Consider the following 21,351-nt stretch of genomic DNA (forward strand, 5'->3'; position numbering starts at 1 on the left):
TCAGCAGCAGTAGACGTGGGCTGACGCGGTGCAGGACGAGCACCGGCTGCCGGGCGGGTTGCAGGCCACGATGTCGCCCTCGGCGAACTCGCCGTTGGCGAACAGCGGGCCCGCCGGGTTGTCGAGCTCGTCCAGGCCGGCCCGCCAGCGGGCGACCAGCTCCTCCGCGTCGAGCAGGGTCGCAGCGGTCATGTGCGCTCCTTTCCTCAGGGGAGGCAGGAGTGTAGAAATGCGCTGCACACGGTTGCGCACACGAGCCGTCCCCCCGTCGTGCCCGCCCGGTCACCGGGCCGAGTCCCCGCTGTGCCGAACGGACTCGTACAGCCGCCGGGTGGCCGCGTCGGGCGCCACGCCCAGCTCCCGGTCGAGCACCCGGACCAGCCGGTGGTAGACCGCGACGGCCTCGGCCCGGCGGCCGGAGGCGGCGAGCGCGGCGAGCAGGTGGTGCCACAGCCGCTCCCGCAGCGGGTGCTCCACCACCAGGCCGGCCAGCTCGGGCACCAGCTCCTCGTGCAGCCCCAGCGCGAGCCGCACCCCGGCCAGGTCCTCGATCGCGACGACGCGCTGCTCGTCGAGCACGGTCACGTCCGGCCGCACCAGGTCCGGCACCGGCAGGCCCGCCATCACCTGGCCGCGCCACAGCCCGACCGCGCGGGCCAGGGAGCGGGCCGCCGCCGGGTGCGCGCCGTGCCGCCGCAGGGCGCGGCCCTCCCGCACGAGCCGCTGGAACAGCGTCACGTCGACCCCGTCGGGCGCGGCGGCCAGCAGGTACCCGTCGCGCGAGGTGACGATGGCCGGCTGGTCCGGTCCGGCGGCCCGCAGCAGCCGCCGCAGCTCGGCCAGGTGGTTGCGCACGTTGGCCGCCGCGGAGGGCGGCGGTCGCTCCGGCCACAGCGCCGCCACCAGCTCGTCGAGCGGCAGGGCCCGGTTCGCCCGCACCGCCAGCACCCCGAGCAGCACCCGCACCATCCGCCGCGCCGGGTGCCGCAGCACCTCGCCGGACGACACCGCGGGCCGACCCAGCACCAAGATCGCCATCCGAACCCCCGTCGTGGGTGGAGCGCCCCCCGGCCCTCCCAGTTCAGTCGCACCCCGAGGCACCGGTGTAGCCGGCGGCGCCACGTCGCTGCGGGTCGGCGAAGCGGCGGTGGTTCAGACGAGCTGCCGGAAGCGGTCCGCGGCGGCGACGAGGGCGTCGACGCAGGCGCGGGTGGCGCCGCGGTCGTCGTCCTCGGCCCGGGTGACCGCGCAGATGGTGCGGTTGAGGGCGGGGCGGGTGGCCAGGACGCGCACGCCGTCGGGCACCGAGTCCCGGCCCAGGCGCGGCACCACGGCGGCGCCCACGTTGCCCGCGACGAGCGCGAGCTGGGTGGGGTAGTTGCCGACCGTGCAGGTGATCCGGTTGTCCGCGCCGTGGTGGCGCAGCACGTGCGCGAGCCAGTCGAGGCAGCCGGAACCGGCGCTCCAGCCGATCCACGGCAGGTCGTCCACCTCGGCCAGGTCCACCACCTTGCGGTGCGCCAGCCGGTGGGACGCGGGCAGCACCAGGTCGGCGACGTCGTGCAGCAGGGTGGTGCGGGACGTGGTGCGCGGCACGACCGCGGGCCGGTGCTCCCAGCTGTCCAGCACGGCCACGTCGAGGCCGCCCGCCACCAGCCGCGGCAGGGTCTGCTCGGCCTCGCCCTCCGCCAGCTCGACCACCAGGCCGGGGTGCCGGTCGCGCAGCAGCCCCAGCGCGGGCGGGAGCAGGGCGTGCAGCGTGGTGGGGATGGCGCCGACGCGCACCGTGCCGGTGACGTCCTCGCGCAGCAGTTCCAGCTCGGTGCGGGCCTGCTCGACCTGGGTCAGGATGCGCTCGGCGTGCCGGGCCAGCACGTGCCCGGCGGTGGTGAGCCGGACGCTGCGGCCGTGGGGCTCCAGCAGCCGCTGCCCGGCCTCCCGCTCCAGCTTCGCCAGCTGCTGGGACACCCCGGACGGGGTCACGTGCAGCGCGGACGCCGCCGCGGCGACCGTCCCGTGCGTCGCCACGGCGTGCAGCGCGCGCATCCGCTCCAACCCGAACACGGAAGCGATGCTAACGGGTTCCGTGCACGAACATTCGCTGGTGCTTGGCTGTCGCGCGGTCGAGGCTGGGCCGGTGACCACCACCGGAGCACGTCCCGCGCAGGCGCGCCCCGCGTCGCGGCGCCTCGACCCGACCCTGCTCGCCGTCGCGGGCAGCGTCTGCATCGCGTTGTCGTCGCTGTTCATCAAGGTGTCCGGGACCAGCGGCGGCACCAGCGCGTTCTGGCGCTGCCTGTTGTCGCTGCCGGTGCTGCTGGCGCTGGTGTGGTGGGAGCGCAGGCGCGGGACGGCGCGCCGCCGGGTGCTGCTGCCGCTGCTGGCCGGGATCGGGCTGGGCGTGGACTTCGTGCTGTGGGGCGACGCCATCGGGCTCGTCGGCGCCGGCGTGGCCACGGTGATCCTGTCGGTGCAGGTGGTCATCGTGCCCGCGGTGGCGTTCCTGGTGCACGGGGAGCGGCCGTCGCGGCGGTTCCTGGCGGCCGTGCCGGTGCTGCTGTGCGGCATCGTGCTGGCGGGCGGGCTGGCCGGGACGCCCGCGTTCGGCCCGGACCCGGTGCTGGGCGCGGTGCTCGCCCTGGGCGCGGGCCTCGGCTACTCGGCCTACCTGCTGCTGGTGCGGCACAGCACCGGCCCCGGCGCGCGGGAGCACACGCTGTGCCTGGCCACGGTGTCCGCGGGCGTCGTCGCCGTGGCGATCGGCGTGCCCACCGACCGGCTGGACCTCACGCCGGGCTGGCCGGCCCTCGGGTGGCTGGCGGCGCTCGCGCTGGTCGGCCAGGTCGTCGGCTGGACGCTGATCGGCGCCGCCCTGCCGCGCCTGTCCAGCTCGACCGGCGCGACGCTGATGCTGCTGCAACCGGTGGTCGCGATCCTGCTCGGCGTCGCGCTGCTCGGCGAGCGGCCGAGCGCGCCGCAACTGGCGGGCTGCCTCGTGGTGCTCGGGTCGGTGGCGTTCGTCGGCACGGCGCGGCGCTGAACGCTCTTGAAAGTTATCGGCGGTGTCGTCGGCAACTTTTGGCGAGCCAGCCGAACCTACAGGCATCGCAGCACCTGATTGAGCGACCGCCGCCATCGCTCCCCCATCCTGCTCAACCGCCCGGTTCGCCCCCTTGAACCCGCGCCCGCCCTGCCCTCGGGCACCGGCCCGTTCCCGGCCGTGCCGGTCGTCGGCGGCTTCACGGCAACACCAGCACCACTGGCCTATTGGCGGCATGGGCGTAGGGCTCCAGCTGCATCATCGACGTCATCCAAGCCTCCGGCGGCACCACGACCACGACGACCGCCACTGACACACCCACGAACCCGGGCGGGAGCTGCACGGCGACGTTCCCGCAGAAGGTCACCGCCACCTCCAGCATGGGGGCAACCGGAACTGGCTCAGCCTGACCTGCCGGGCGGGCTGACCACTCGACGCACTCGGAAGGCCCGGGGTCTCCCCTGGGCCTTCCGGCGTGTTCGGAACGCCCGAACACCTGTTCCGAACTTTTCCGAACACCATTTCCCCTGTCATCGCCGCTATCGTCGGTGGCACCGATTCCGACCAGTTCCAAGAGGGGGCAAGTTCATGAGGGTGTCACTGTCGGGCAAATCGGCTGCGATCGCCGCCGGTTTCGTCGTGGCGGCCGGCCTGATGGGCGCGGGGAGCGCGTCGGCGAGGCCCGTTGAAGTCGGACCGCTCGCGCAGGCGTGCACGAACTTCTACATGGGCAGCGGGCACGTCAACCTGTGCAAGACCTGGGTTTGGGACGGCAACGACTACGACGGCAGGTGGTGGGTCAACGGCCCCTCGGACCTCCCCGGGGGCAGTTACCTCCAGCGGCGAGAGGACGGCGGCACGCCGATCAACTCACCGTGGTCGGGCTCTTACAACGACCGGGACGAGGTCCTGTTCAGGGTGTGCAACAGCCTGCTGGGCTGCACCGACTGGTGGTGAACTCCTCGCCACGGTGACGTGGCGCCCGGCACGCCACCGTGAGCGACCCCGAACCGCAAGAGGGGAACACGTTGTGGTACGACGATGGAAATCGGCCGGTTTCCTGGCCTTCTGCGCACTGCTCTCGTCGACGGTGGCCGTCGGACAGGCAGAAGCCCAGGCCGGCAACTGGCAGAACACCTTCACGCTCACCTACGAGCCCACCGCCGAGAAACCCGCTTTCGAAAAGATCGACGTGGGCGAAGTCCTCACTGACGCCAAGTTCCGATTGGACTCGCGACGCTCGTGCGGCGATGCGCTGCGCGGCACGAGGAACGTCAATGCGAAATACTGCTTCGACCGTTCCGACGCCAGTGTGAACAACTGGATCCCACAAGGCGTGTCGCACGTCTCCGACGCATATGACGCCGAGGCGTGGACCGACGCCGAGGGGCGCGTGTGGAAGCCGCTGCTCGTGAGCTGGTACCAGGGCCAGGGCAAGAAAACGCAGTCCCGGATCACGGTGGCCGCGCCGCGGGAAGCAGGCAGGGAGCCGGTGTACGCCCACCTGGATCTGGTCCGCGGGGCCGAACCGAGCAACGTGCCCATCCACGCGGGCGGAATCGCCTGGTACGGCCAGTACGTGTACGTGGTCGACACCTACGTGGGCATCCGGGTCTTCGACCTGGCGGACGTGCGATCCAGGCCGACGGGTGGATACGTGCTGCCCGAAACCGGGATCTGGCGCGCGAAGAACACCCAGGGCACCACCGGGGCGTGCCGGGGGAGGAACCCCAGGCCCCGGTTCTCCTCCCTGTCTGTCGAACGAACGTCCCACCGCATGCTGGTGGGCGAGTTCTGCGGCGACAGGGACAACCACAACCGCAACGGACGCCTGGTCTCCTACCAGGCCACGGGGACCCTGTTGGGCCCGCTCGCGAACGGCGCCCAGGTCAGGCCCACCGGCGCGCTGAACCTGCCGGTGAAGCACGTCCAGGGCGTCGCGTCCGACGGGCGCTGGTACTACCTCAACCAGAGCTACCGCAGGAGGCCACCGCGCAGCGCCCCGCCGAGGATGTACCGCGCCGAGCCGTCGGGGGCGAACCTGGTGGAGCGCGGGCGGACCTCCGGCGCTATCGGCGGTGAGGACCTGTCGCTCGAACGCGGTCGGGGCCTCCTGTGGTCGGTGACCGAGTTCCAGTCGCGCGGTCGCATGATCTACAACGTGTGGAGGGCGGGCTTCTGATCCACCACGAGCCGGCCGGAAAGACCGATCCCGGCCGGCTCTCCCCTCGCTCCGCGGCCCGTCCTGGCGGCGCACCGGGGTCGGGACGAGGCGGTGGGCCGGTCGTTGCTCCCCGGCCTGTTCGGAACACATCCGAACAGCACTTTCCGTTGCCCGCCGACCGGGGATCGAGCGAAGGTCCGCAAGGAGGCCGCACGACGCGCCCGTGGTGCGCCCGACACGTGACCTGGAGGATTGCGATGCGTAGAACGGCGCTGGCGGTCATGCTGGCGTTCGCGGTGCCGGCGGTGGCAGCCGCTCTTCCCGCCGAACCGGGAACGATCGCCCTGGAGTGCACCGACTCGGTTTCGGACGACGACCACATCAACGCGGCGATCTCCGCCAGCCCCGTCGGGGCGGAGATCGTCATCACCGGGCGGTGCTCGATCGACGGTGTGCTCCGCCTGCTCGGTGACCGCTCCTACCGCGGGACGTCCCGTACCGGGACCGTCATCCGGCAGGCGGACGGCGCCAACCTGCCCGCGATGGTCGCCAGCGACTCGTACCTGGACGACTCCGAGTCCTCCGGAGCGCCAGTCACGTTGCGCTCGCTGACCCTGGAGGGCAACCGGGAGGCGAATCCCCGCGCCGGCGACGGACTGGTGCTCAGGTCGTGGGCCTCGGTGGTCGAGGACGTCGTCGTGCTGGGCGCCGCTCGGCACGGGATCCGGCTGACCAACCCGTCAGCGAACGGGACGGCGTTGCGCAACACCCAGGTGAACGGCCGTATCAGCGCCAACCACCTCGTGGAGTCGGGCGGTAGTGGCATCAAGGTGGAGGATCCGGGCAACGCGATCACCGACTGGCAGTTGACCGACAACTGGATCGCCGGTGCCGGCAGAGCGGGGATCGACCTGGACAACACGGCGGGCTGGTACGTCGGGCGCAACCACGTCTACGACGTCCCCGCTGGCGCCATCGCCGCAGAGCGGCTGTTCGGCAGCAGCGTCTCGGACAACTACGTCGAGGACTTCGCCTCGTTCGGCATCAGGACCTCCGTGCAGGGGGAAGCGGCTTCGACGGTGGACAGCAACCGCGTCGTGGGGCCCAGCGGCACCGTGTCCGCGTTCGTCTCGGTGCGGGTCAACTACGGCGCCGCTGCGGTGGCGGTGACGGGCAACACCATCCGCGGTGAGGGCGGGGGGATCGGACTGGACTACCAGGCGGGTGCGGGGACCACTGCTGTGGTCGCCTCCACGGGCAACCTCGTGACCGGTGTGGCCACACCTCGGCGGGCCTCCACGGGCGTGACCGTCAGTGCAGGCGTGTGAACCTCACGCCGGGGGTGAGAGGAGTTCCACCGTGAACTCCTGGTCGGCACGGCCCGTGCACGGGCCGTGCCACAGTTCCGCGCCGTCCTCGGCCCGCTCCTCGCGCAATCCCACGCACAGGTCGGAGTGCACCGGCCGCAACCGGTACCGACCGCCGTCCACGGGGTCCAGGCGGAACAGCTGCCCGTCGCCCGCTTCGCAGTTCGGCCACGGCTCCAGCAGGTTCCGCGCCTCCCCGTGCTCCCGGACGGTGAGGCACCCGATGCCGTGTTCCGGGTGGTGCCACTCGATGTGGACCAGGTCGCGGCGGGCGGGCCGCAGGTACGTGCGCGGCAAGACCTGCGTGCACGCCCCCAGGGCCGCGATCGCCTGGCTGTAGGCGCCGGTGCGGTCGCGGCCCTCGGTGACGCAGCGGTCAGGTGCCGCCGCCGGGTGCAGCAGGGCCCAGCTGCCGACGGCGGTCAGGGGCAGACCCGGGATCGGCACGAACGCGGTGTCGGGGTCCGATGCGGGGGGCGCGCTGCTGATCACCAAGTAGACGCCCGTCAGAGCTGCCACCAGGCACAACACGACCAGCGCCAGCGCCGACGCCCGCCGCCTCGGCGGCGCGGCGGCGACCTCCGGTGCCGCTTGCCCCGCCTCGGGGAACGGCCTCGCCAACTCGGGCGCCCCGGTTTCCGAAGCCGCGGTCGCCGTGCCGAGGGCCAGCTCGTTCCGAACCCTCACCCACTGCCGGACCTCGTCGTCACCGAGCCCGCAGGCACGCACCAACGTCGTGACGAACTCCGCGCGCGGCAGGGTGGCGCGTGCCAGGGCCGTGGCCAACGTGCTGGCCGGCAGGACCTCGCCCAAGGCAGCCGCCTTGCTCTGCACCTGCCGATAGGTCAGTCCCGACCAGATCCGCAGCGCCCGCAGCGCCGCCACGAACTCGGCCGGTGTCCGGGCACCGGCGGGAGAGGGAGCTTCGATCGACTCGTGCCCGGCATCGTCGCTCACACCCCCAGGATGGCGTGACGGCACCGGTACGACCACCAACCGCGATCTCGCGCCCCGGCTCCCACCTCGGAATCACCCGGTAGCAGGATCCCCGTCCGCATTGATGCGGCAGGTGGTGATGCGGACGGCTGCGCGGCGGAAGTGCCGGAAGGGCCTTCGACGCGACTCACCCGCACCGTCCCGTCGGCCCGCGGTCCGGTGGTGGGCCCCTCGCTTACCCGGGCGGGCCCGCCGCACATGCCGACGATGGCGCGGGCGCCGGAACCGGCAGCACCGCCGTAATTCGCGTTCACATCGGTTCGGCACACCGCGAATGCTGTTCCGAACACAGCCGAACAGACGCCGGCCTTGTCGGTGCCGGGGCCAGGCGGCAGCATCGCAGGCAATCAGAACGGGTCCGGCAACCACGATTTCCGAAAACAAGGTGAACCCCATGCACTTACGAGGCACCATCAGCGCCATCGCATTGTTTTTGAGCGCTCCCACCGCGAGCGGTGCCGCCTCGGCCGCACCGCTCGCCGAATCGACCGACGCCACTCCTCCCACGACCCGGGAAGTGATCAAATGGTGGGCGTCGCAGAGCATTTTCGTCATGGACGCGTCGAACTTCGGCGGTCACGGCACCCCGGTCGTGCTCTGGCAGGACACCGGCGGCGGTAACCAGTACTGGGTGACTGAGGGGGCCCGCGAGGGCGGCACCTACCTGCACCCCGCGTACTCCAGCGGGCTGTGCCTCGACTTCAACGGGGAACGGGGTTACGGGAATCCCATCAAGGTCAACGACTGCGATGGCAGCGACTCCCAGCGGTGGTTCTTCTTCTACCACCCGAGCGGAGGGAATGCGATTGCCACGCACAGCGACTACCAGTACTGCATCGACGTACCCGATGCCAATTTCTCGGCAGGTCGGCAGATTCAGCTCTGGGGGTGCAACAACAGGTCGTCACAGCAGTGGCTGAGGTAGCCGACCCACAGTTCGCGCAACCGCGTCGACCGCACCACCTCCGACCGCCCGACCGCAGCGGGCAACCCGTGTTGGGCGGACAAGGTGCCGTCTCGACGCCAAGACCGGGGAGGGTTCCCGCGCAGACCGCCGGTCTCGTGGGGCGGTCTGCACCAACAATCGGAGGAGGAGGTTCGAAAGTTTCGCCAGTACCAACCCTACTACTTGCGCGACAGGGCTTTCTTGACGAGGTCGGACGGCACATCTCATACTCGTCCTGAAATTTTAGAAATCAAGTCCGAATGTTTCAAACCTCTCGGAGATCCACCATGGCCACGACGCTCACCGCCGTCACCGCCCCGGCCAGCAGGGTGGGCCGGGCGGCCTGGCCGCGGTGGGCGGGTACCTGGGCGGCGATGCCGCAGCCCACCGAACCGGGCGACATGCCGCCCCCGCGGTTCACCTGGGACGGGCTGGTCCTGGCCGACACCACCCTGCGCCAGACCGTGCGGGTCTCGGTCGGCGGTGACCGGCTCCGGCTGCGGTTCTCCAACGCCTTCAGCGGCGCGCCGCTGTCGCTGACCGCGATGGCGGTGGCGCTGCCGGAGGGCGATCGGGCCGGGGCGGCGTCAGTCCGGCCGGGCGCGGTGCGCGCCGTCACTTTCCACGGCAGGGGCTCCGCGGTGGTCCCGGTGGGCGCGCATGTCGTGTCCGACCCGGTGGACCTCCCGCTCGCCTCGCGGGCCAACCTGACGGTCACCACCTACCTGGCGCCGGGCCGGGCCTCGGGCGAGATCACCTCGCACCCCGGTTCCCGCACCACCAGCCACCTGCCGGCGGACGACCACGTCACCGTGCCGGACTTGCCCGGCGCCACCCCCACCGACCACTGGTACTTCCTCAGCGGCGTGGAGGTGGAGGCCGCCAGCGGCACCGTGGCGGTGGTGGTCCTGGGCGACTCGCTGACCGACGGCCGCGGCTCCACCACCAACGGCAACGACTGGTGGCCCGACCTGCTCCAGGACCGGCTGCCCGCCGGTGTCGCCGTACTCAACCAGGGCGCGGGCGGCAACCGGGTGCTCAACGACGGCAAGGGCCCCAACGCGCTGGCCCGCCTCGACCGCGACGTGCCGGCGCAGAGCGAGGTGGCGTGGCTGGTGGTGTTCGAGGGCGTCAACGACCCGGCCGGTCACCGGGAGTCGGCGCGGCGGGCGGTCAACGACCGGGTCCGCGCGTCCGGGCGGTTCGACGCGGTGGTCGACTTCGACGCCGCGGCCCGCCGACGAGTGCGGTGACCACCTGCACCTGCACCTCAACCCGGCCGGTCACCGGGCGCCGGCGGCGGCCGTGCCGACCGGCCCGTTCGGCAACGGATCATGACCGCCGTCCCCGGGGCTCCTGGTAGAAGTGCAGCCATGACCTCCACCGGCAACTCGTCCCAGGGCAACTCGGCCACCGGCGTCCCGGGCATCACCATCGCCCGGATCGCCGAGCTGGCGGGCGTGTCGGCGGCGACGGTCTCCAAGGTGATCAACGGGCACGCCGAGGTCGCCGCGCACACCCGCGCCCTGGTGGAGGGCGTGCTCCGCGAGCAGGGCTACCGGCGGCAGAAGAAGGTCAGCAGCTCGCCGCTGGTGGACGTGGTGCTGCACGAGCTGGCGGGCGCGTACTCCATCGAGGTCATCAGGGGCGTCGAGCGGGTCGCCGGCGAGCACGGCCTGACCATCACCCTCACCGAGCTGCACGGCAGGCACACCCCGGGCCGCAGCTGGGTCGACGGCGTGCTGGCCCGCCGGCCCACCGGGGTGATCGCCGTCTTCGCGGGCCCCACCGCCGCGCAGCACGACCAGTTGCGCAGCCGCGACATCCCGGTCGTCCTGGTCGACCCGACCGGGGAACCCGCGCACGGCGTGCCGTCGGTGGGCGCGGAGAACTGGAGCGGCGGCCTGGCGGCCACCCGCCACCTGCTGGAGCTGGGGCACCGGCGCATCGGCGTGATCACGGGCCCGCACGACATGCTGTCCAGCCGGGCCCGCCTGGACGGCTACCGCGCCGCCATGGACGCCGCGGGCGTGCCCGCGGACCCGGACCTGGTCCGCGAGGGCCGCTTCCTCAGCGCCGACGGCCTGCACCACACCCGCGAGCTGCTGCGCCTGCCCGACCCCCCGACCGCGGTCTTCACCTGCAACGAGAGCGAGGCGCTGGGGGTGTACCAGGCCGTGCACGAGGCGGGGTTGCGCATCCCCGACGACCTGAGCGTGGTGGGGTTCGACGACCTGCCGTCCGCGCAGTGGCTGATCCCCGCCCTGACCACCGTCCGGCAGCCGCTGAGCGACATGGCCGCCACCGCCACCGGCATGGTGATCGACCTGGCCCAGGGCAAGGACCTGCCGCAGAACCGGCTGGTGCTGTCGACGGAGCTGGTCGTGCGCGCCAGCACCGCCCCGCCGCGCCGCTGACCGACCCGCACCACCCCCCACGGCGCTCTCGGCCGCCCGGGTCACGGCGCCTCGACCTCCGGTTCGCTTGAGCTCCCGGCGTTGCCGCGGGGCGGGTGCGCCGGGCCGGCGGAGCGGGCCGTGGCGGGCTCCGGGGCGGAGTGGACGCGCCTGGAGGCCCAGGAGTTCATGGCCAACGCGTTGACCCGGGCCGACTCGATCCGCGCGGAGGCGTGGTGCACGTGGCCGACATCGGGGCGGTCGCCGCGACCGCGCTGGTGGAGGACGGGCACGCGGGCCGCGCCTACACCCTGACCGGGCCGCAGGCGCTGACCACGCGCGAGCGGATCGCGGTCCCGGGCGAGGTTCTGGGGTGCGACATCGCGTTCGTCCGGATTGCGCGCGAGCAGGCCGCGCGGTTGGCGGCCATCGGGGCCTCGCGCGAGGACGCCGAGCACGACATCGGCCGGGTCGCCCGGCCCGCACGTTCGCGCAGCGGGCCGCCGGGCACGCCGACCGCTCCCGACGAGCGGCTACCCCCGGCGGGTGAACACGACGTCCGCCGCCGGCCGGAGGCCCAGCGTCCCTCCGGGGTGGACGGCGCCGGCCAGGAGCCGGTTGTGCCGGTCGACGACCTGTTCCGCGGTCAGCCCGGCCCGGGGGTCGCCGTCGGCGGCGGGTGCGTGCCCGTCGCTGACCAGGACGACGTCCAGGCCGTGGCTGAGCGCGGACCGCGCGGTCGCGTCGACGCAGTAGTCGGTGGCCACGCCGGTCAGCACGAGGGTGTCCACGCGCCGCTCGGCGAGCACGGCGGCGAGGTCGGTGCGGTAGAACGCGTCGGTGGCGGTCTTGTCGATCACCACGTCGGTCGGTTCCAGGCACAGGCGCGGGCTGAGCCGCGTGCCCGGGGACGCGGGGTCGAAGTCCGTGCCCGGCGGGCCGACCTGCCGCAGCGCGACGACCGGGGCGCCGGCGCGCCGGGCGGCGCGGGCCAGCGCGGCGATCCGGTCCGCCAGCTCCTCGCCGCGCCACACGAGCGGGAGCAGCAGCTCCTGGACGTCCACGACCACCAGTGCGGTGTTCACGGCCCGTCAGCCTATCGGGGGTCCTCAAGGGGACGTCGGGTTGTCGGTGCGCACCGGTAGCGTGCGCGCCGTGGACGCTGTGGAACGCATTCGGGAACTCGCCGACCAGGTCGTGGTGCTGCGCGACGCCTACTACCGGGGTTCGCCGCTGGTGGCGGACGCGGAGTACGACGCGATCGAGGACGAGTTGCGCGGTCTGGTCGAGGCGAACCCGGAGCTGGCGCCCGACCCGAACCCGCTGGAGCAGGTCGGCGCGCCGGCGGTGCTGCACGCCCCGGTGCGGCACTCGCGCCCGATGCTGTCGCTGGAGAAGGCGACCACGCCCGAGCAGGTCGCCGCGTTCTTCGACCGCTTCCCCGGTCAGCCCGTGGTGGTCATGCCGAAGCTGGACGGCCTGTCGCTGGCCCTGGTCTACGAGGACGGTCGGCTGGCCCGCGCGGTCACCCGCGGGGACGGCACGACCGGTGACGACGTGACCCCGCTGGTGCGGGCGCTGGCCGACGGGGTGCCCGACCGGGTCGACGCGCCGGGGCGGGTGGAGGTGCGCGGCGAAGCGGTGATGCTGCGCTCCACGTTCGCCGCCTACAACGCCGCGCACCCGGACAAGCCGCTGATCAACCCGCGCAACGCGGCGGCGGGCACGCTGCGCGCCAAGGACCCGGCCACGGTCGCGGGCCGGCGCCTGCGGTTCTTCGCGTTCGACCTGGACACCTCCGAGGGCGGCGCCGAGGCCGACCTGGAGCGGGGGTTGCACGCGCTCGGGTTCGCCGTGGCCGACATGGAGCACTGCTCGGACGCCGGGGCGGCGCAGGCGGTGATCTCCGCGATCGAGGCGCGGCGCAACGACCTGGACTACGACCTGGACGGCGCGGTGCTGCGGCTGGCCGACCGCAACGCCTACGCGGCCGCCGGGACGCGGTCGAACTCGCCGCGCGGCGCGCTGGCGTTCAAGTTCGCCGCCGAGGAGAAGACCACGCTGCTGCTCGACGTGGTGTGGGACGTGGGCAAGACGGGCAAGGTCGTCCCGGTCGCCTACCTGGAGCCGGTGTTCGTGGGCGGGACGACGGTCACCCGCGCGACGCTGGCCAACCAGGAGGTGATCCGCGCCCGCGGCGTCCGGATCGGCGACACGGTGCTGGTCCGGCGGGCCGGTGACGTGATCCCGTTCGTGGCCGGGGTGCTCGACGAGTCCAGGCGCACGGGCGCCGAGCGCGAGATCGTGCCGCCGGTGGCGTGCCCGTCGTGCGGGCAGGCGGTGGTCGAGCAGGGCAACAGCCGCGAGCTGTTCTGCACCAACCTCGCCTGCCCGGCGCAGGCGGTGCGCAGGCTCATCCACTGGGCGTCGCGGGCGGCGGCGGACATCGAGGCGGTCGGTCCGGTGTGGATCGAGCGGCTGGCCGAAGCCGGGTTGCTGGAGCACCCGTCGGACTTCTACGCGTTGACCAGGGAGCAGTTGCTGGAGTTCGACCGCATCGGCGAGACCTCGGCGACGCGCATGATCGACTCGATCGCCGCGAGCCGCGGGGTCGGGCTGCGCCGGGCGCTGATCGGGCTGGCGATCCCGATGGCCTCGGAGGGCACCGCCACCCGGCTGTGCCGCGCGGGGTTCGGCTCGCTGGAGGAGGTCGCCGACGCGGGCGAGGAGCGCCTGGTGGCCGTGGAGGACATCGGGCCGAAGGTCGCCGCGTCGCTGATCGAGCACCTGGGCCGGCTGCGGCCCGAGCTGGAGCGGCTGCGGCGGGCCGGGGTGTCGCTGGACGTGCGGGAGGAGGACCTGCCGCCCGTGGTGGCCTCCGACGCGCCGCTGGCCGGGAAGACGGTGGTGGTCACCGGCGCGATCAACGACCCGCGCTCGGGCGAGAAGGTGCCGCGGCCGACCTTCCAGCGGCTGTGCGAGAAGGCCGGCGCGACCACCGCGACGTCGGTGTCGGCCAACACCGACTACCTGATCACCGGGGCGGACGTCGGCGCGAGCAAGCTGACCAAGGCCGGGAAGCTGGGTGTCGAGGTGGTCGACCAGTCGGTGATCTGGCAGCAGCTGATCGACGCCGGGGTCGCGTAGGGGCGGGAACGGCCGGTTCCGCCGTCGGCGGGACCGGCCCGGCGGCCGGAACGGGTCGGGAGTAGCACTTCCGGGGACTTGTCCAGGTCCGAAAGTGCAGAGTGCGAAAAAGGGGCGGGATTTCCGCCGGATGACTTCCCCGGCTCTTCCGCCCGCCCCGGTCGACTAACCGGAAAAGCCAGGTGGGACCCCTTTCTCGAAAGCCCGCTCCCCCACTCCCGGACGCGGGTCGTCGACCCGGCGGACCTTCGGGCGTCTGCGGGATTCCGCCTCACGTGGACCCGGTCGGCGGCAGCCCGATGGGCGTACCCGAGTAATGGGAATACCCGTGTTGCCGGAGCGCGCGGGGACACCGGAAGTAGAACGCTCATAACACTGGCGGACCACCTGGGGTGGGATTGTTATGGGCGTGCAGGGCACGACGGTGTGCCGACCGGCGGACCCCTTCCGGTTGCTCCTGGTCGAGGACGACCGCGAACTGGTGGAGCTGCTGTCCGACGCGTTGCGCGACGAGGGCTACGCCGTGGACGTGGCCACGGACGGCCACCGCGGGCTGCACCTCGGCCTGACCCGCCCCTACGACGTCGTGGTCATCGACCGCGGCCTGCCCGTCCTGGACGGCCTGGACCTGCTGGTGCGCCTGCGGTCGAAGTCGGTGCGGGTGCGGGCGCTGGTGCTCACCGCGCTGGGCACCGTGCACGACCGGGTCGACGGGCTCGACGCGGGCGCCGACGACTACCTGGTCAAGCCCTTCGACCTGGACGAGCTGAGCGCACGGCTGCGGGCGCTGTGCCGGCGGGCCCGGGAGCTGGCCGACGTGCTGCGGATCGGGGCCGGGCACCTGGACCTCGCGCAGCGGGAGGTGGTCCTGGCCGACGGCGACCGGGTGCCGCTGACCCCGCGCGAGTTCGCCCTGCTGCGGGTGCTGGCCACCGACCCGGGCGCGGTGCACACGCGGGCGTCGTTGCGGCGGGAGGTGTTCCACGACGCGCCCGCTCCGTCCATAGTGGACACCTATGTGCACTACCTGCGGTCGAAGCTGGGCCGTTCGGTCGTGCACACCGTGCAGGGGCTGGGTTACCGCCTGGGTGTGCTGTGAGCCCGTCGGGGGCCGACGCCGAGGGCGTGGTGGTCCGGCGGGCCCGGCTGCGGGTCGGCGTGCTGGTGGCGTTGGCGATCACGGTGCTGGTCGGGGCCGTCGGCGGGATCGCCTACGCGGTGATGGCGCACGCCCAGGAGGGGCAGGTGCGGCGCGAGCTGCGCTACAGCACCGACTACGGGACGCCGTCGGCGCCGCCGGGGTGCACGTGGCTGTTCAGCCTCGACGACGCCGGCGTGGTCGACCGCGGGGTGCTGCGGGTGCCGCCGGGGTTCCCGCTGCTCGACGACCTGGACGAGGTGCGGGGGTCGGGCCGCGAGCTGGAGCGGGCGGTCGAGCGCAACGGCACGCGGTACCTGGTGCTGACCCGGCCGGGCGCCGGCGGTGGCGCGGTGCAGGCGGTGTTCGACACGCGCTTCCAGATGGCCGATCGGCGCAACCTGCTGCTCGCGCTGGCCGTCGCGGAGCTGGGCGGCCTGCTCGCGGCGGTGGTGACGGGGCTGCTGGTGGGCGGTCGGGCGGTCGCGCCGCTGGCGGAGGCGCTGGCGCGGCAGCGGCGGTTCGTCACCGACGCCAGCCACGAGCTGCGGACGCCGATCGCCCGCGCCTACACGCGGGTGCAACTGCTGGCCCGACGCGCCGCGGCGGCCGAGCTGCCCGACGAGCACCGGGTCGGGCTGGACCGGTTGGCCGGGTCGATCCGCGGGCTCGGGGACGTGGTGGACGACCTGCTGCTGTCGGCGCGGCTGACCGGCGGCGCGGGGCTCGGTGGCCGGGCGGTGGATTTGGCGGCGGTGGCGGAGGCGGCGGTGGCCGCGGAGGCCGAGCGGGCGGGTGAGCGGCGGATCGGGCTGGCCGTGGTGCGCCCGGCGGGCGCGCTGCTGGTGATTGGGGTGGAGACGGCGTTGCGGCGCGCGGTGGACGAGCTGCTGGCCAACGCGGTCCGCCACACGCCGGCGGGTGGGCGGATCGACGTGCGGTTGGGGCGGGGGCGGGACGGGGGCGTGGAGCTGACCGTCGCGGACACCGGGGAGGGGTTCGACCCGGTGGAGGCGGGGCGGCTGTTCGACCGGTTCCACCGGGGGGCCGGTGGCGTGGGCGGGGCGGAGCGGCGGTTCGGGCTGGGGTTGGCGTTGCTGCGCGAGGTGGTGGAGGGGCACGGGGGCACGGTGGAGGCGACCGGACACCCGGGCCAGGGCGCCCGGTTCACGCTGCGGCTGCCGGCGGCGCAGCCGGCGGGCGGCTGATGGCGGGCGGCTGACGGCGGGCGGTGGGCAGGGCAGGCGGGCAGGCTGCGGGTGGCGGCCGGCGCGTGGGCCAGTGGGCGGGCCGGTGGGCAGGCGGGCGGCGGGCGGCGGGCGGCGCGCGGACAGGCGCGGACAGGCGCGGACCGGCGGGCAGGCAGGTTGCAGGTGACGGGCGGCGCGCGGGCAGGCGGGCGGCGGCGGCGGGCAGGCTGCGGGCGGCCGGCGAGCGGGCGGGCGGGCGGCCAGGCTGCGGGCGGGTGGCGGCGAGCGGCGGCGGCGGCGAGTGGGCAGGCAGGCGGCGAGCGGCGGCGGCGGCGAGCAGGCAGGCAGGCGGCGAGCGGGCTGGCGGGCGGGCCAGCGGGCGGGCAGGCGGTGATTCGGCCCGGCGCCCGACCGGATCACCCCCGCACCCCGGTCACCAACTCCGCGGCCAGTCGGACATCGGCGTCGAGCGGTCGATCCGGGTCGACGGGCGGGATGGCGTCGGCGAGCACGTCCAGCAGCTCGGCGCACCGCGGCGCGGTCGGCCGCCTCCCCCCGACGTGGACGGCCTGGCGCAGGCCCAGGGCGAGCGACCCGCACAGCAACCGCAGCAGCTCCGCGAGGTCGTAGGCGCGCAGGGCGGCCTGGGTGCCCAGCGGCACGACGTCCTGGTTGTGCAGGTTGGTCGGCAGGCTCTGGGTGCTGGCGGGCACGGCGGCGCGGCGGATCTCGGCGACGAAGGCGGTGGTGGCCAGCTGCACGCCCTGCAACCCGTGCTGGCGGCCGGGGCCCGCGGCCAGCATCGGGGGCAGGCCGTTGTTGCGGTGGGGGTCGACGAGCAGGTCGAGCTGCCGTTCGGCGAGGTTGCCCAGGGACGCGGTGACCATGGCCAGCACGTCGGCGGCGAAGGCGGCGGGCTGGCCGAAGAAGTTGCCGCCGTGGGCGACCAGGTCCTCGTCGGGGAAGAACAGGGGGTTGTCGCTGACGCCCGCCAGGTCGGCGTCGACGACGCCGTCGACGTAGCGCAGCGCGTCCTCGGCGGCGCCGAGCAGTTGCGGGGAGCAGCGGATGCTGTAGGGCTCCTGGAGGGCGCGGGTGCCGCCGGGGGTGGTGCCGGACAGGGCGGCGCGCATGCGCTCGGCGACGGTGGCGGCCCCGGGGTGGCCGTAGGCGGTGATCAGGCTCGGGTGCAGGAAGCCGGGGTCGGCGCCCAGGACGTCCACGAGCAGGCAGGTCAGGTCCTGGACCGCGCGGTGCGAGGCGCGGACGCCGCGCAGCGCCAGGGCGGTGGCGGCGGTGGTCACGGAGGTGCCGTTGACCAGGGCCAGCGCGTCGCGGCCGTCGAGGGTGAGCGGGGTGAGGCCGGCGCGGCGCAGGGCCCGGTCGGCGGGCATGCGCTCGCCGTCGACGTAGGCGTGGCCGCGGCCGCGCAGGGCCTGGGTGGCGTAGGCCAGCGGGATGAGGTCGCCGCTGGCGCCGACCGAGCCGTAGCGGGGGACGGCCGGGACGAAGGTGGTGGCGAACATCGCGGCCAGGCCGTCGACGACGTGCGGGGAGACGCCGGACAGGCCCTGGGCCAGTGACCGGGTGCGGATGAGCAGGGTGGCGCGGGTGATGTCGGCGGGCAGGTCGGGGCCCTGGCCCGCGCCGAGGTGTGCCAGGGTGTTGTCGCACTGGTCGGCCTCGTCGGTGCGGCCGGCGAAGCCGACGAGGGCGCCGAACCCGGTCTTGGCGCCGTAGACGGGGCGGTCGTCGTCGGCGAGCACGGTGCGCAGGTGCTCGCGACCGCGGGTGAGGCGGTCCCGGACGTCGGGGCCGACGAGCACGGCCAGCGGTGCGGAGGCGCGGACGAGGTCGTCGCCGCGCAGCGGTGCGCCGAGGTCCACCCGGATGTCGGTCGTGGTCACGCCGCCGACCGTAGGCGGTCGATCTCAGAGGGTTCTGAGATCGCGTGGGTAGCTTCCCGGCACATGGCGCACGACTACCTGATCATCGGGGCCGGGCCGGCCGGGCTGCAGCTCGCCGCCCTGCTGGAGCGCGACGGTCGCGACTACGCCGTCCTGGAGCGCGGCAGCGGGCCGGGCACCTTCTTCACCCGCTACCCGCGGCACCGCACGCTGATCTCGATCAACAAGGTGCACAGCGGGTACGACGACCCCGAGCAGCGGTTGCGGATGGACTGGAACTCGCTGCTGTCCGACGACCCGGAGCTGCTGTTCACCCGCTACTCGCCGCGCTACTTCCCGCACGCCGACGACCTGGTCCGCTACCTGGCCGACTTCGCCGCGGCCACCGGGGTGCGGGCGCACTACGGCGTCGAGGTCACCCGGATCTCCCGCGACGAGCACGGGTTCGCCGTGGTCGACGGCGAGGGCCGGACGTGGCGGGCCGCGCGGCTGGTGATGGCCACCGGGGTCTCGCAGCTGCACGTGCCGCCGATCCCGGGCATCGAGCACGCCGAGCGCTACGACACCTTCGACACCGACCCGGCGTCGTTCACCGACCAGCGGGTGCTGGTGATCGGCAAGGGCAACTCCGGGTTCGAGACCGCGGACTCGCTGGTGGAGCACGCCGCGGTCATCCACGTGGCCGGGCCGCGCTCGGTGAAGCTGGCCTGGCAGACCCACTACGTCGGGCACCTGCGGGCGGTGAACAACAACTTCCTGGACACCTACCAGCTCAAGTCGGAGAACGCCGTGCTCGACGGCACGGTGGAGCGCATCGAGCCCCGGCCCGGCGGCGGGTTCCGGGTGCTGTTCCGCTACGCGCGCACGGTGGAGGCGCTGCGGGAGCTGGAGTACGACCGGATCATCGCCTGCACCGGGTTCCGGTTCGACGCCTCGGTGTTCGACGGGGGCAGCCGCCCCGCGCTGGCGATCGACGACCGGTTCCCGGAGCAGACCCCGGCCTTCGAGTCGACCTCCGTGCCCGACCTGTACTTCGCCGGCACGATCACCCAGCAGCGTGACTTCAAGAAGTCCACCAACGGGTTCATCCACGGCTTCCGCTACGGGGTGCGCGCCCTGCACCGCGTCCTGGGGCAGCGCTACCACGACGCGCCGTGGCCCTCGACCGAGCTGGCGGCCTCGCCGGAGGCGATCGGTGACGCGCTGGTGGCCCGGGTGAACCGGTCCTCGGCGCTGTGGCAGCAGTTCGGGGTCATCGGCGACGTGGTGACCGTCGACGGCGGCGTGGCCCGGTACCAGGAGGAGGTGCCGGTGGCCTACCTCGCCGACGGCGGGCTGGGCCGCGCCGGGCACCGGTTCGTCGCGACGCTGGAGTACGGGCCGGACCACGACACCGTCGACCCGTTCGACATCTCGGTGCCGCGCCCGGCGGAGAACGACGCGACGCACGCCCACGACGCCAGCTACCTGCACCCGGTGGTGCGCTACCACCGCGACGGCGAGCTGGTCGCGACCCACCACCTGGCCGAGAACCTGGACAACCACTGGAACCTGCCCGCGGTGCACCAGCAGCCGCTGGCGGTGTTCGTGAAGGAATGCCTTGCCGGCGGGTGAGGCCGGGCCGTTCCCGCGCGCGGTGCTCGACGCGCTCGGCGCCGCCGCGGACCGGCCCGTGTTCGAGCACGGCGACCGCGCGGTGACCGGCGCGGAGCTGCTGGACCTGGTCGCGCGGGTCGCGGCGGGGCTGCGGGCCGCGGGGCTGGGTCCGGGCGACGGCGTCGGGCTGCTGCTGGGGGTCGACCCGGAGGCGTTCGCGGTGGTCCTGGCCGCGCACGTGGTGGGCGCCCGGGTGGTGGGCGTGCGGCCGGGGCTGCCCGAGGTGCAGGTCCGCCACCTGCTCGGCCTGGACGTCGCCGCGGTGGTCACCGACTCCGGCGCCCGGTACGGGCCGCGCGCGCTGGACGTCGGGGCGCTGTGCGCGACCCGCCCCGAGCCGGGCCCGCTGCGGTTGGCCGGCCGCCCGGACGACGTGGCCCGGCTGATCCACACCAGCGGCAGCACGGGCACGCCCAAGGCGTGCGCGCAGACCTACGCCGCGATGGCGGCGGGGTGGGCCGCGCGGCCCTCGGCGTGGCCGCCGGCGATCCGGGAGCTGGCGCCCCGGCTGGCGCGGCACCTGGTGTTCGGGTCGCTGTCGAGCCAGGTGATGTTCGAGTACGCGGTGCTCGCCGTCGCCGCCGGGGGCACCGCGGTGGTGCCCGACTCCCCCGCGCTGCCCGACGCGGTCGTCCGCCACCGCGCCACCTCCAGCGTGATCACCGTGCCCCGGCTGGCGAAGCTGGTCGCCGCGCAGCGCCGCGACCCGGCCGACCTGTCGTCGTTGCGCGCGCTGATGGTGTCCGGCTCGCCGCTGGCGCCCGACCGGCACCGCGAGGCGCTGGAGGTGCTGGGACCGGTGGTGTTCCACGGCTACGGCCAGACCGAGACCGGCATGATCTCCATGGCCACCCCCACCGACCCGCCCGGTTCGGTGGGCACCCCGCCCCCGGCGGTGACCGTCGAGGTGCGCGACGGGCGCGGCGCGCCGGTGCCCGCGGGCGTCGACGGCGAGCTGTTCGTCCGCACCCCGTCCCAGGCCCGCGGGTACTGGGGCGACCCGGTGGAGTCGGCCGAGGTGTTCACCGGCGGCTGGGTGCGCACCCGCGACCTGGGCCGGCTGGACGCGGCGGGCCGGCTGCACCTGACCGGCCGGATCCGGGACGTGGTGATCGTCAACGCCAACCTGCACCACGCGGGCCCGATCGAGCGGGTCCTGGCCGAGCACCCGGACGTGGCCGAGGCTTACGTGGTCGCGGTGCCCGACGAGGACACCGGCGAGGCGGTGCACGCGTTCGTGGTGCCGACCGCCGGCCGGGTGCCCGACCCGGCGGCGCTGCGCGCCCTGGTGACCGAGCGCCTGGGCGCGGCGTGCGCGCCGGCGCGGGTGACCGCGATCGCCGAGCCGCCGCTGGCACCGAGCGGCAAGCCGGACAAGCGGCTGCTGCCCCGATGAGGCCCGCC

The 21,351-nt window shown here is 74.0% G+C and carries 20 protein-coding genes; 12 read left to right on the forward strand and 8 right to left on the reverse strand.

Annotated features, from left to right (window positions below; translation table 11 throughout):
- The 3 genes from EKG83_RS30035 to EKG83_RS30045 all read right to left on the reverse strand — a co-directional run bounded on the left by EKG83_RS30035 (position 1) and on the right by EKG83_RS30045 (position 2,064).
- Positions 1-192, reverse strand: a complete 192-nt coding sequence (locus tag EKG83_RS30035) for a DUF6229 family protein (protein WP_033430231.1) — start codon at positions 190-192, stop codon at positions 1-3.
- Between the two features lie 90 nt (positions 193-282).
- A complete protein-coding gene (locus tag EKG83_RS30040) occupies positions 283-1,038 on the reverse strand; it encodes an AfsR/SARP family transcriptional regulator (RefSeq protein ID WP_033430232.1) in 756 nt (251 codons plus the stop codon).
- Positions 1,039-1,152: 114 nt separating this feature from the next.
- Positions 1,153-2,064 carry a LysR family transcriptional regulator gene (locus EKG83_RS30045; RefSeq protein WP_033430233.1) on the reverse strand — a complete coding sequence of 304 codons (912 nt, stop codon included), beginning with the start codon at positions 2,062-2,064 and terminating at the stop codon, positions 1,153-1,155.
- Positions 2,065-2,137: 73 nt separating this feature from the next.
- On the opposite strand from EKG83_RS30045, the gene EKG83_RS30050 reads away from it, so the two are divergent.
- The gene (locus tag EKG83_RS30050) at positions 2,138-3,040 is read left to right on the forward strand and encodes a DMT family transporter (protein WP_033430234.1); all 903 of its coding nucleotides are present in this window, start codon (positions 2,138-2,140) and stop codon (positions 3,038-3,040) included.
- Between the two features lie 199 nt (positions 3,041-3,239).
- On the opposite strand, the gene EKG83_RS30055 is transcribed toward EKG83_RS30050, so the two are convergent.
- Positions 3,240-3,422, reverse strand: coding sequence for a hypothetical protein (locus tag EKG83_RS30055; RefSeq protein WP_033430235.1), 183 nt, complete (start codon positions 3,420-3,422; stop codon positions 3,240-3,242).
- A gap of 206 nt (positions 3,423-3,628) precedes the next feature.
- On the opposite strand from EKG83_RS30055, the gene EKG83_RS30060 reads away from it, so the two are divergent.
- The 3 genes from EKG83_RS30060 (at position 3,629) to EKG83_RS30070 (ending at position 6,532) form a co-directional block, all read left to right on the forward strand.
- On the forward strand, positions 3,629-3,997 hold the full coding sequence (locus EKG83_RS30060; RefSeq protein ID WP_153278541.1) for a hypothetical protein: 369 nt from the start codon (positions 3,629-3,631) through the stop codon (positions 3,995-3,997).
- A 73-nt stretch (positions 3,998-4,070) separates the two neighbouring features.
- Positions 4,071-5,222 (forward strand): hypothetical protein, encoded by a 1,152-nt coding sequence (locus tag EKG83_RS30065; RefSeq protein ID WP_153278542.1) that lies wholly within the window; start codon positions 4,071-4,073, stop codon positions 5,220-5,222.
- Between the two features lie 149 nt (positions 5,223-5,371).
- A complete protein-coding gene (locus EKG83_RS30070; protein ID WP_228122278.1) occupies positions 5,372-6,532 on the forward strand; it encodes a right-handed parallel beta-helix repeat-containing protein in 1,161 nt (386 codons plus the stop codon).
- 3 nt (positions 6,533-6,535) lie between these two features.
- On the opposite strand, the gene EKG83_RS30075 is transcribed toward EKG83_RS30070, so the two are convergent.
- Positions 6,536-7,528 (reverse strand): XRE family transcriptional regulator, encoded by a 993-nt coding sequence (locus EKG83_RS30075; RefSeq protein ID WP_033430238.1) that lies wholly within the window; start codon positions 7,526-7,528, stop codon positions 6,536-6,538.
- 433 nt (positions 7,529-7,961) lie between these two features.
- Here EKG83_RS30075 and EKG83_RS47155 point away from each other — a divergent pair, with 433 nt between their 5' ends.
- The 3 genes from EKG83_RS47155 to EKG83_RS30090 all read left to right on the forward strand — a co-directional run bounded on the left by EKG83_RS47155 (position 7,962) and on the right by EKG83_RS30090 (position 10,930).
- Positions 7,962-8,492 (forward strand): RICIN domain-containing protein, encoded by a 531-nt coding sequence (locus EKG83_RS47155; protein WP_170191817.1) that lies wholly within the window; start codon positions 7,962-7,964, stop codon positions 8,490-8,492.
- 308 nt (positions 8,493-8,800) lie between these two features.
- Positions 8,801-9,766 carry an SGNH/GDSL hydrolase family protein gene (locus EKG83_RS30085; RefSeq protein WP_211269060.1) on the forward strand — a complete coding sequence of 322 codons (966 nt, stop codon included), beginning with the start codon at positions 8,801-8,803 and terminating at the stop codon, positions 9,764-9,766.
- Between the two features lie 120 nt (positions 9,767-9,886).
- A complete protein-coding gene (locus EKG83_RS30090) occupies positions 9,887-10,930 on the forward strand; it encodes a LacI family DNA-binding transcriptional regulator (RefSeq protein ID WP_051765433.1) in 1,044 nt (347 codons plus the stop codon).
- A gap of 41 nt (positions 10,931-10,971) precedes the next feature.
- Here EKG83_RS30090 and EKG83_RS30095 read toward each other — a convergent pair whose 3' ends face one another.
- The gene (locus tag EKG83_RS30095; RefSeq protein WP_033430240.1) at positions 10,972-11,202 is read right to left on the reverse strand and encodes a hypothetical protein; all 231 of its coding nucleotides are present in this window, start codon (positions 11,200-11,202) and stop codon (positions 10,972-10,974) included.
- A gap of 240 nt (positions 11,203-11,442) precedes the next feature.
- Positions 11,443-11,994, reverse strand: coding sequence for a cysteine hydrolase family protein (locus EKG83_RS30100; protein ID WP_194282949.1), 552 nt, complete (start codon positions 11,992-11,994; stop codon positions 11,443-11,445).
- A gap of 70 nt (positions 11,995-12,064) precedes the next feature.
- Here EKG83_RS30100 and ligA point away from each other — a divergent pair, with 70 nt between their 5' ends.
- From ligA to EKG83_RS49205, 3 genes are all read left to right on the forward strand, one after another.
- Entirely contained in the window at positions 12,065-14,056 is a 1,992-nt protein-coding gene (ligA, locus tag EKG83_RS30105; RefSeq protein ID WP_033430307.1) for an NAD-dependent DNA ligase LigA, read from the forward strand.
- A 403-nt stretch (positions 14,057-14,459) separates the two neighbouring features.
- Positions 14,460-15,155, forward strand: a complete 696-nt coding sequence (locus EKG83_RS30110; protein ID WP_084716293.1) for a response regulator transcription factor — start codon at positions 14,460-14,462, stop codon at positions 15,153-15,155.
- Positions 15,152-16,402 carry a sensor histidine kinase gene (locus EKG83_RS49205; protein WP_051765435.1) on the forward strand — a complete coding sequence of 417 codons (1,251 nt, stop codon included), beginning with the start codon at positions 15,152-15,154 and terminating at the stop codon, positions 16,400-16,402. Before EKG83_RS30110 ends, EKG83_RS49205 begins: the two co-directional genes overlap by 4 nt.
- A 398-nt stretch (positions 16,403-16,800) precedes the next feature.
- Here the strand turns inward: EKG83_RS49205 and EKG83_RS30120 are convergent, their stop codons facing one another.
- Complete coding sequence (locus tag EKG83_RS30120; protein WP_051765437.1) at positions 16,801-18,291, reverse strand: aromatic amino acid ammonia-lyase; 1,491 nt, start codon at positions 18,289-18,291, stop codon at positions 16,801-16,803.
- 63 nt (positions 18,292-18,354) lie between these two features.
- Here EKG83_RS30120 and EKG83_RS30125 point away from each other — a divergent pair, with 63 nt between their 5' ends.
- Positions 18,355-19,905: an NAD(P)-binding domain-containing protein gene (locus EKG83_RS30125; RefSeq protein ID WP_033430241.1), complete on the forward strand. Its 1,551-nt coding sequence runs from the start codon at positions 18,355-18,357 to the stop codon at positions 19,903-19,905.
- Entirely contained in the window at positions 19,892-21,343 is a 1,452-nt protein-coding gene (locus EKG83_RS30130) for a class I adenylate-forming enzyme family protein (protein ID WP_211269061.1), read from the forward strand. Before EKG83_RS30125 ends, EKG83_RS30130 begins: the two co-directional genes overlap by 14 nt.
- Positions 21,344-21,351: the final 8 nt, after the last annotated feature.

Origin of the sequence: Saccharothrix syringae, assembly GCF_009498035.1 — a bacterium.
GTDB lineage: Bacteria > Actinomycetota > Actinomycetes > Mycobacteriales > Pseudonocardiaceae > Actinosynnema > Actinosynnema syringae.

Bases quoted from the DNA above. Each gene is read 5' to 3' on its own strand.
- EKG83_RS30035 (WP_033430231.1), bottom strand. From the start codon at position 192: ATGACCGCTGCGACCCTGCTCGACGCGGAGGAGCTGGTCGCCCGCTGG.
- EKG83_RS30040 (WP_033430232.1), bottom strand. From the start codon at position 1,038: ATGGCGATCTTGGTGCTGGGTCGGCCCGCGGTGTCGTCCGGCGAGGTG.
- EKG83_RS30055 (WP_033430235.1), bottom strand. From the start codon at position 3,422: ATGCTGGAGGTGGCGGTGACCTTCTGCGGGAACGTCGCCGTGCAGCTC.
- EKG83_RS30060 (WP_153278541.1), top strand. From the start codon at position 3,629: ATGAGGGTGTCACTGTCGGGCAAATCGGCTGCGATCGCCGCCGGTTTC.
- EKG83_RS47155 (WP_170191817.1), top strand. From the start codon at position 7,962: ATGCACTTACGAGGCACCATCAGCGCCATCGCATTGTTTTTGAGCGCT.
- EKG83_RS30085 (WP_211269060.1), top strand. From the start codon at position 8,801: ATGGCCACGACGCTCACCGCCGTCACCGCCCCGGCCAGCAGGGTGGGC.
- EKG83_RS30090 (WP_051765433.1), top strand. From the start codon at position 9,887: ATGACCTCCACCGGCAACTCGTCCCAGGGCAACTCGGCCACCGGCGTC.
- EKG83_RS30110 (WP_084716293.1), top strand. From the start codon at position 14,460: ATGGGCGTGCAGGGCACGACGGTGTGCCGACCGGCGGACCCCTTCCGG.
- EKG83_RS30125 (WP_033430241.1), top strand. From the start codon at position 18,355: ATGGCGCACGACTACCTGATCATCGGGGCCGGGCCGGCCGGGCTGCAG.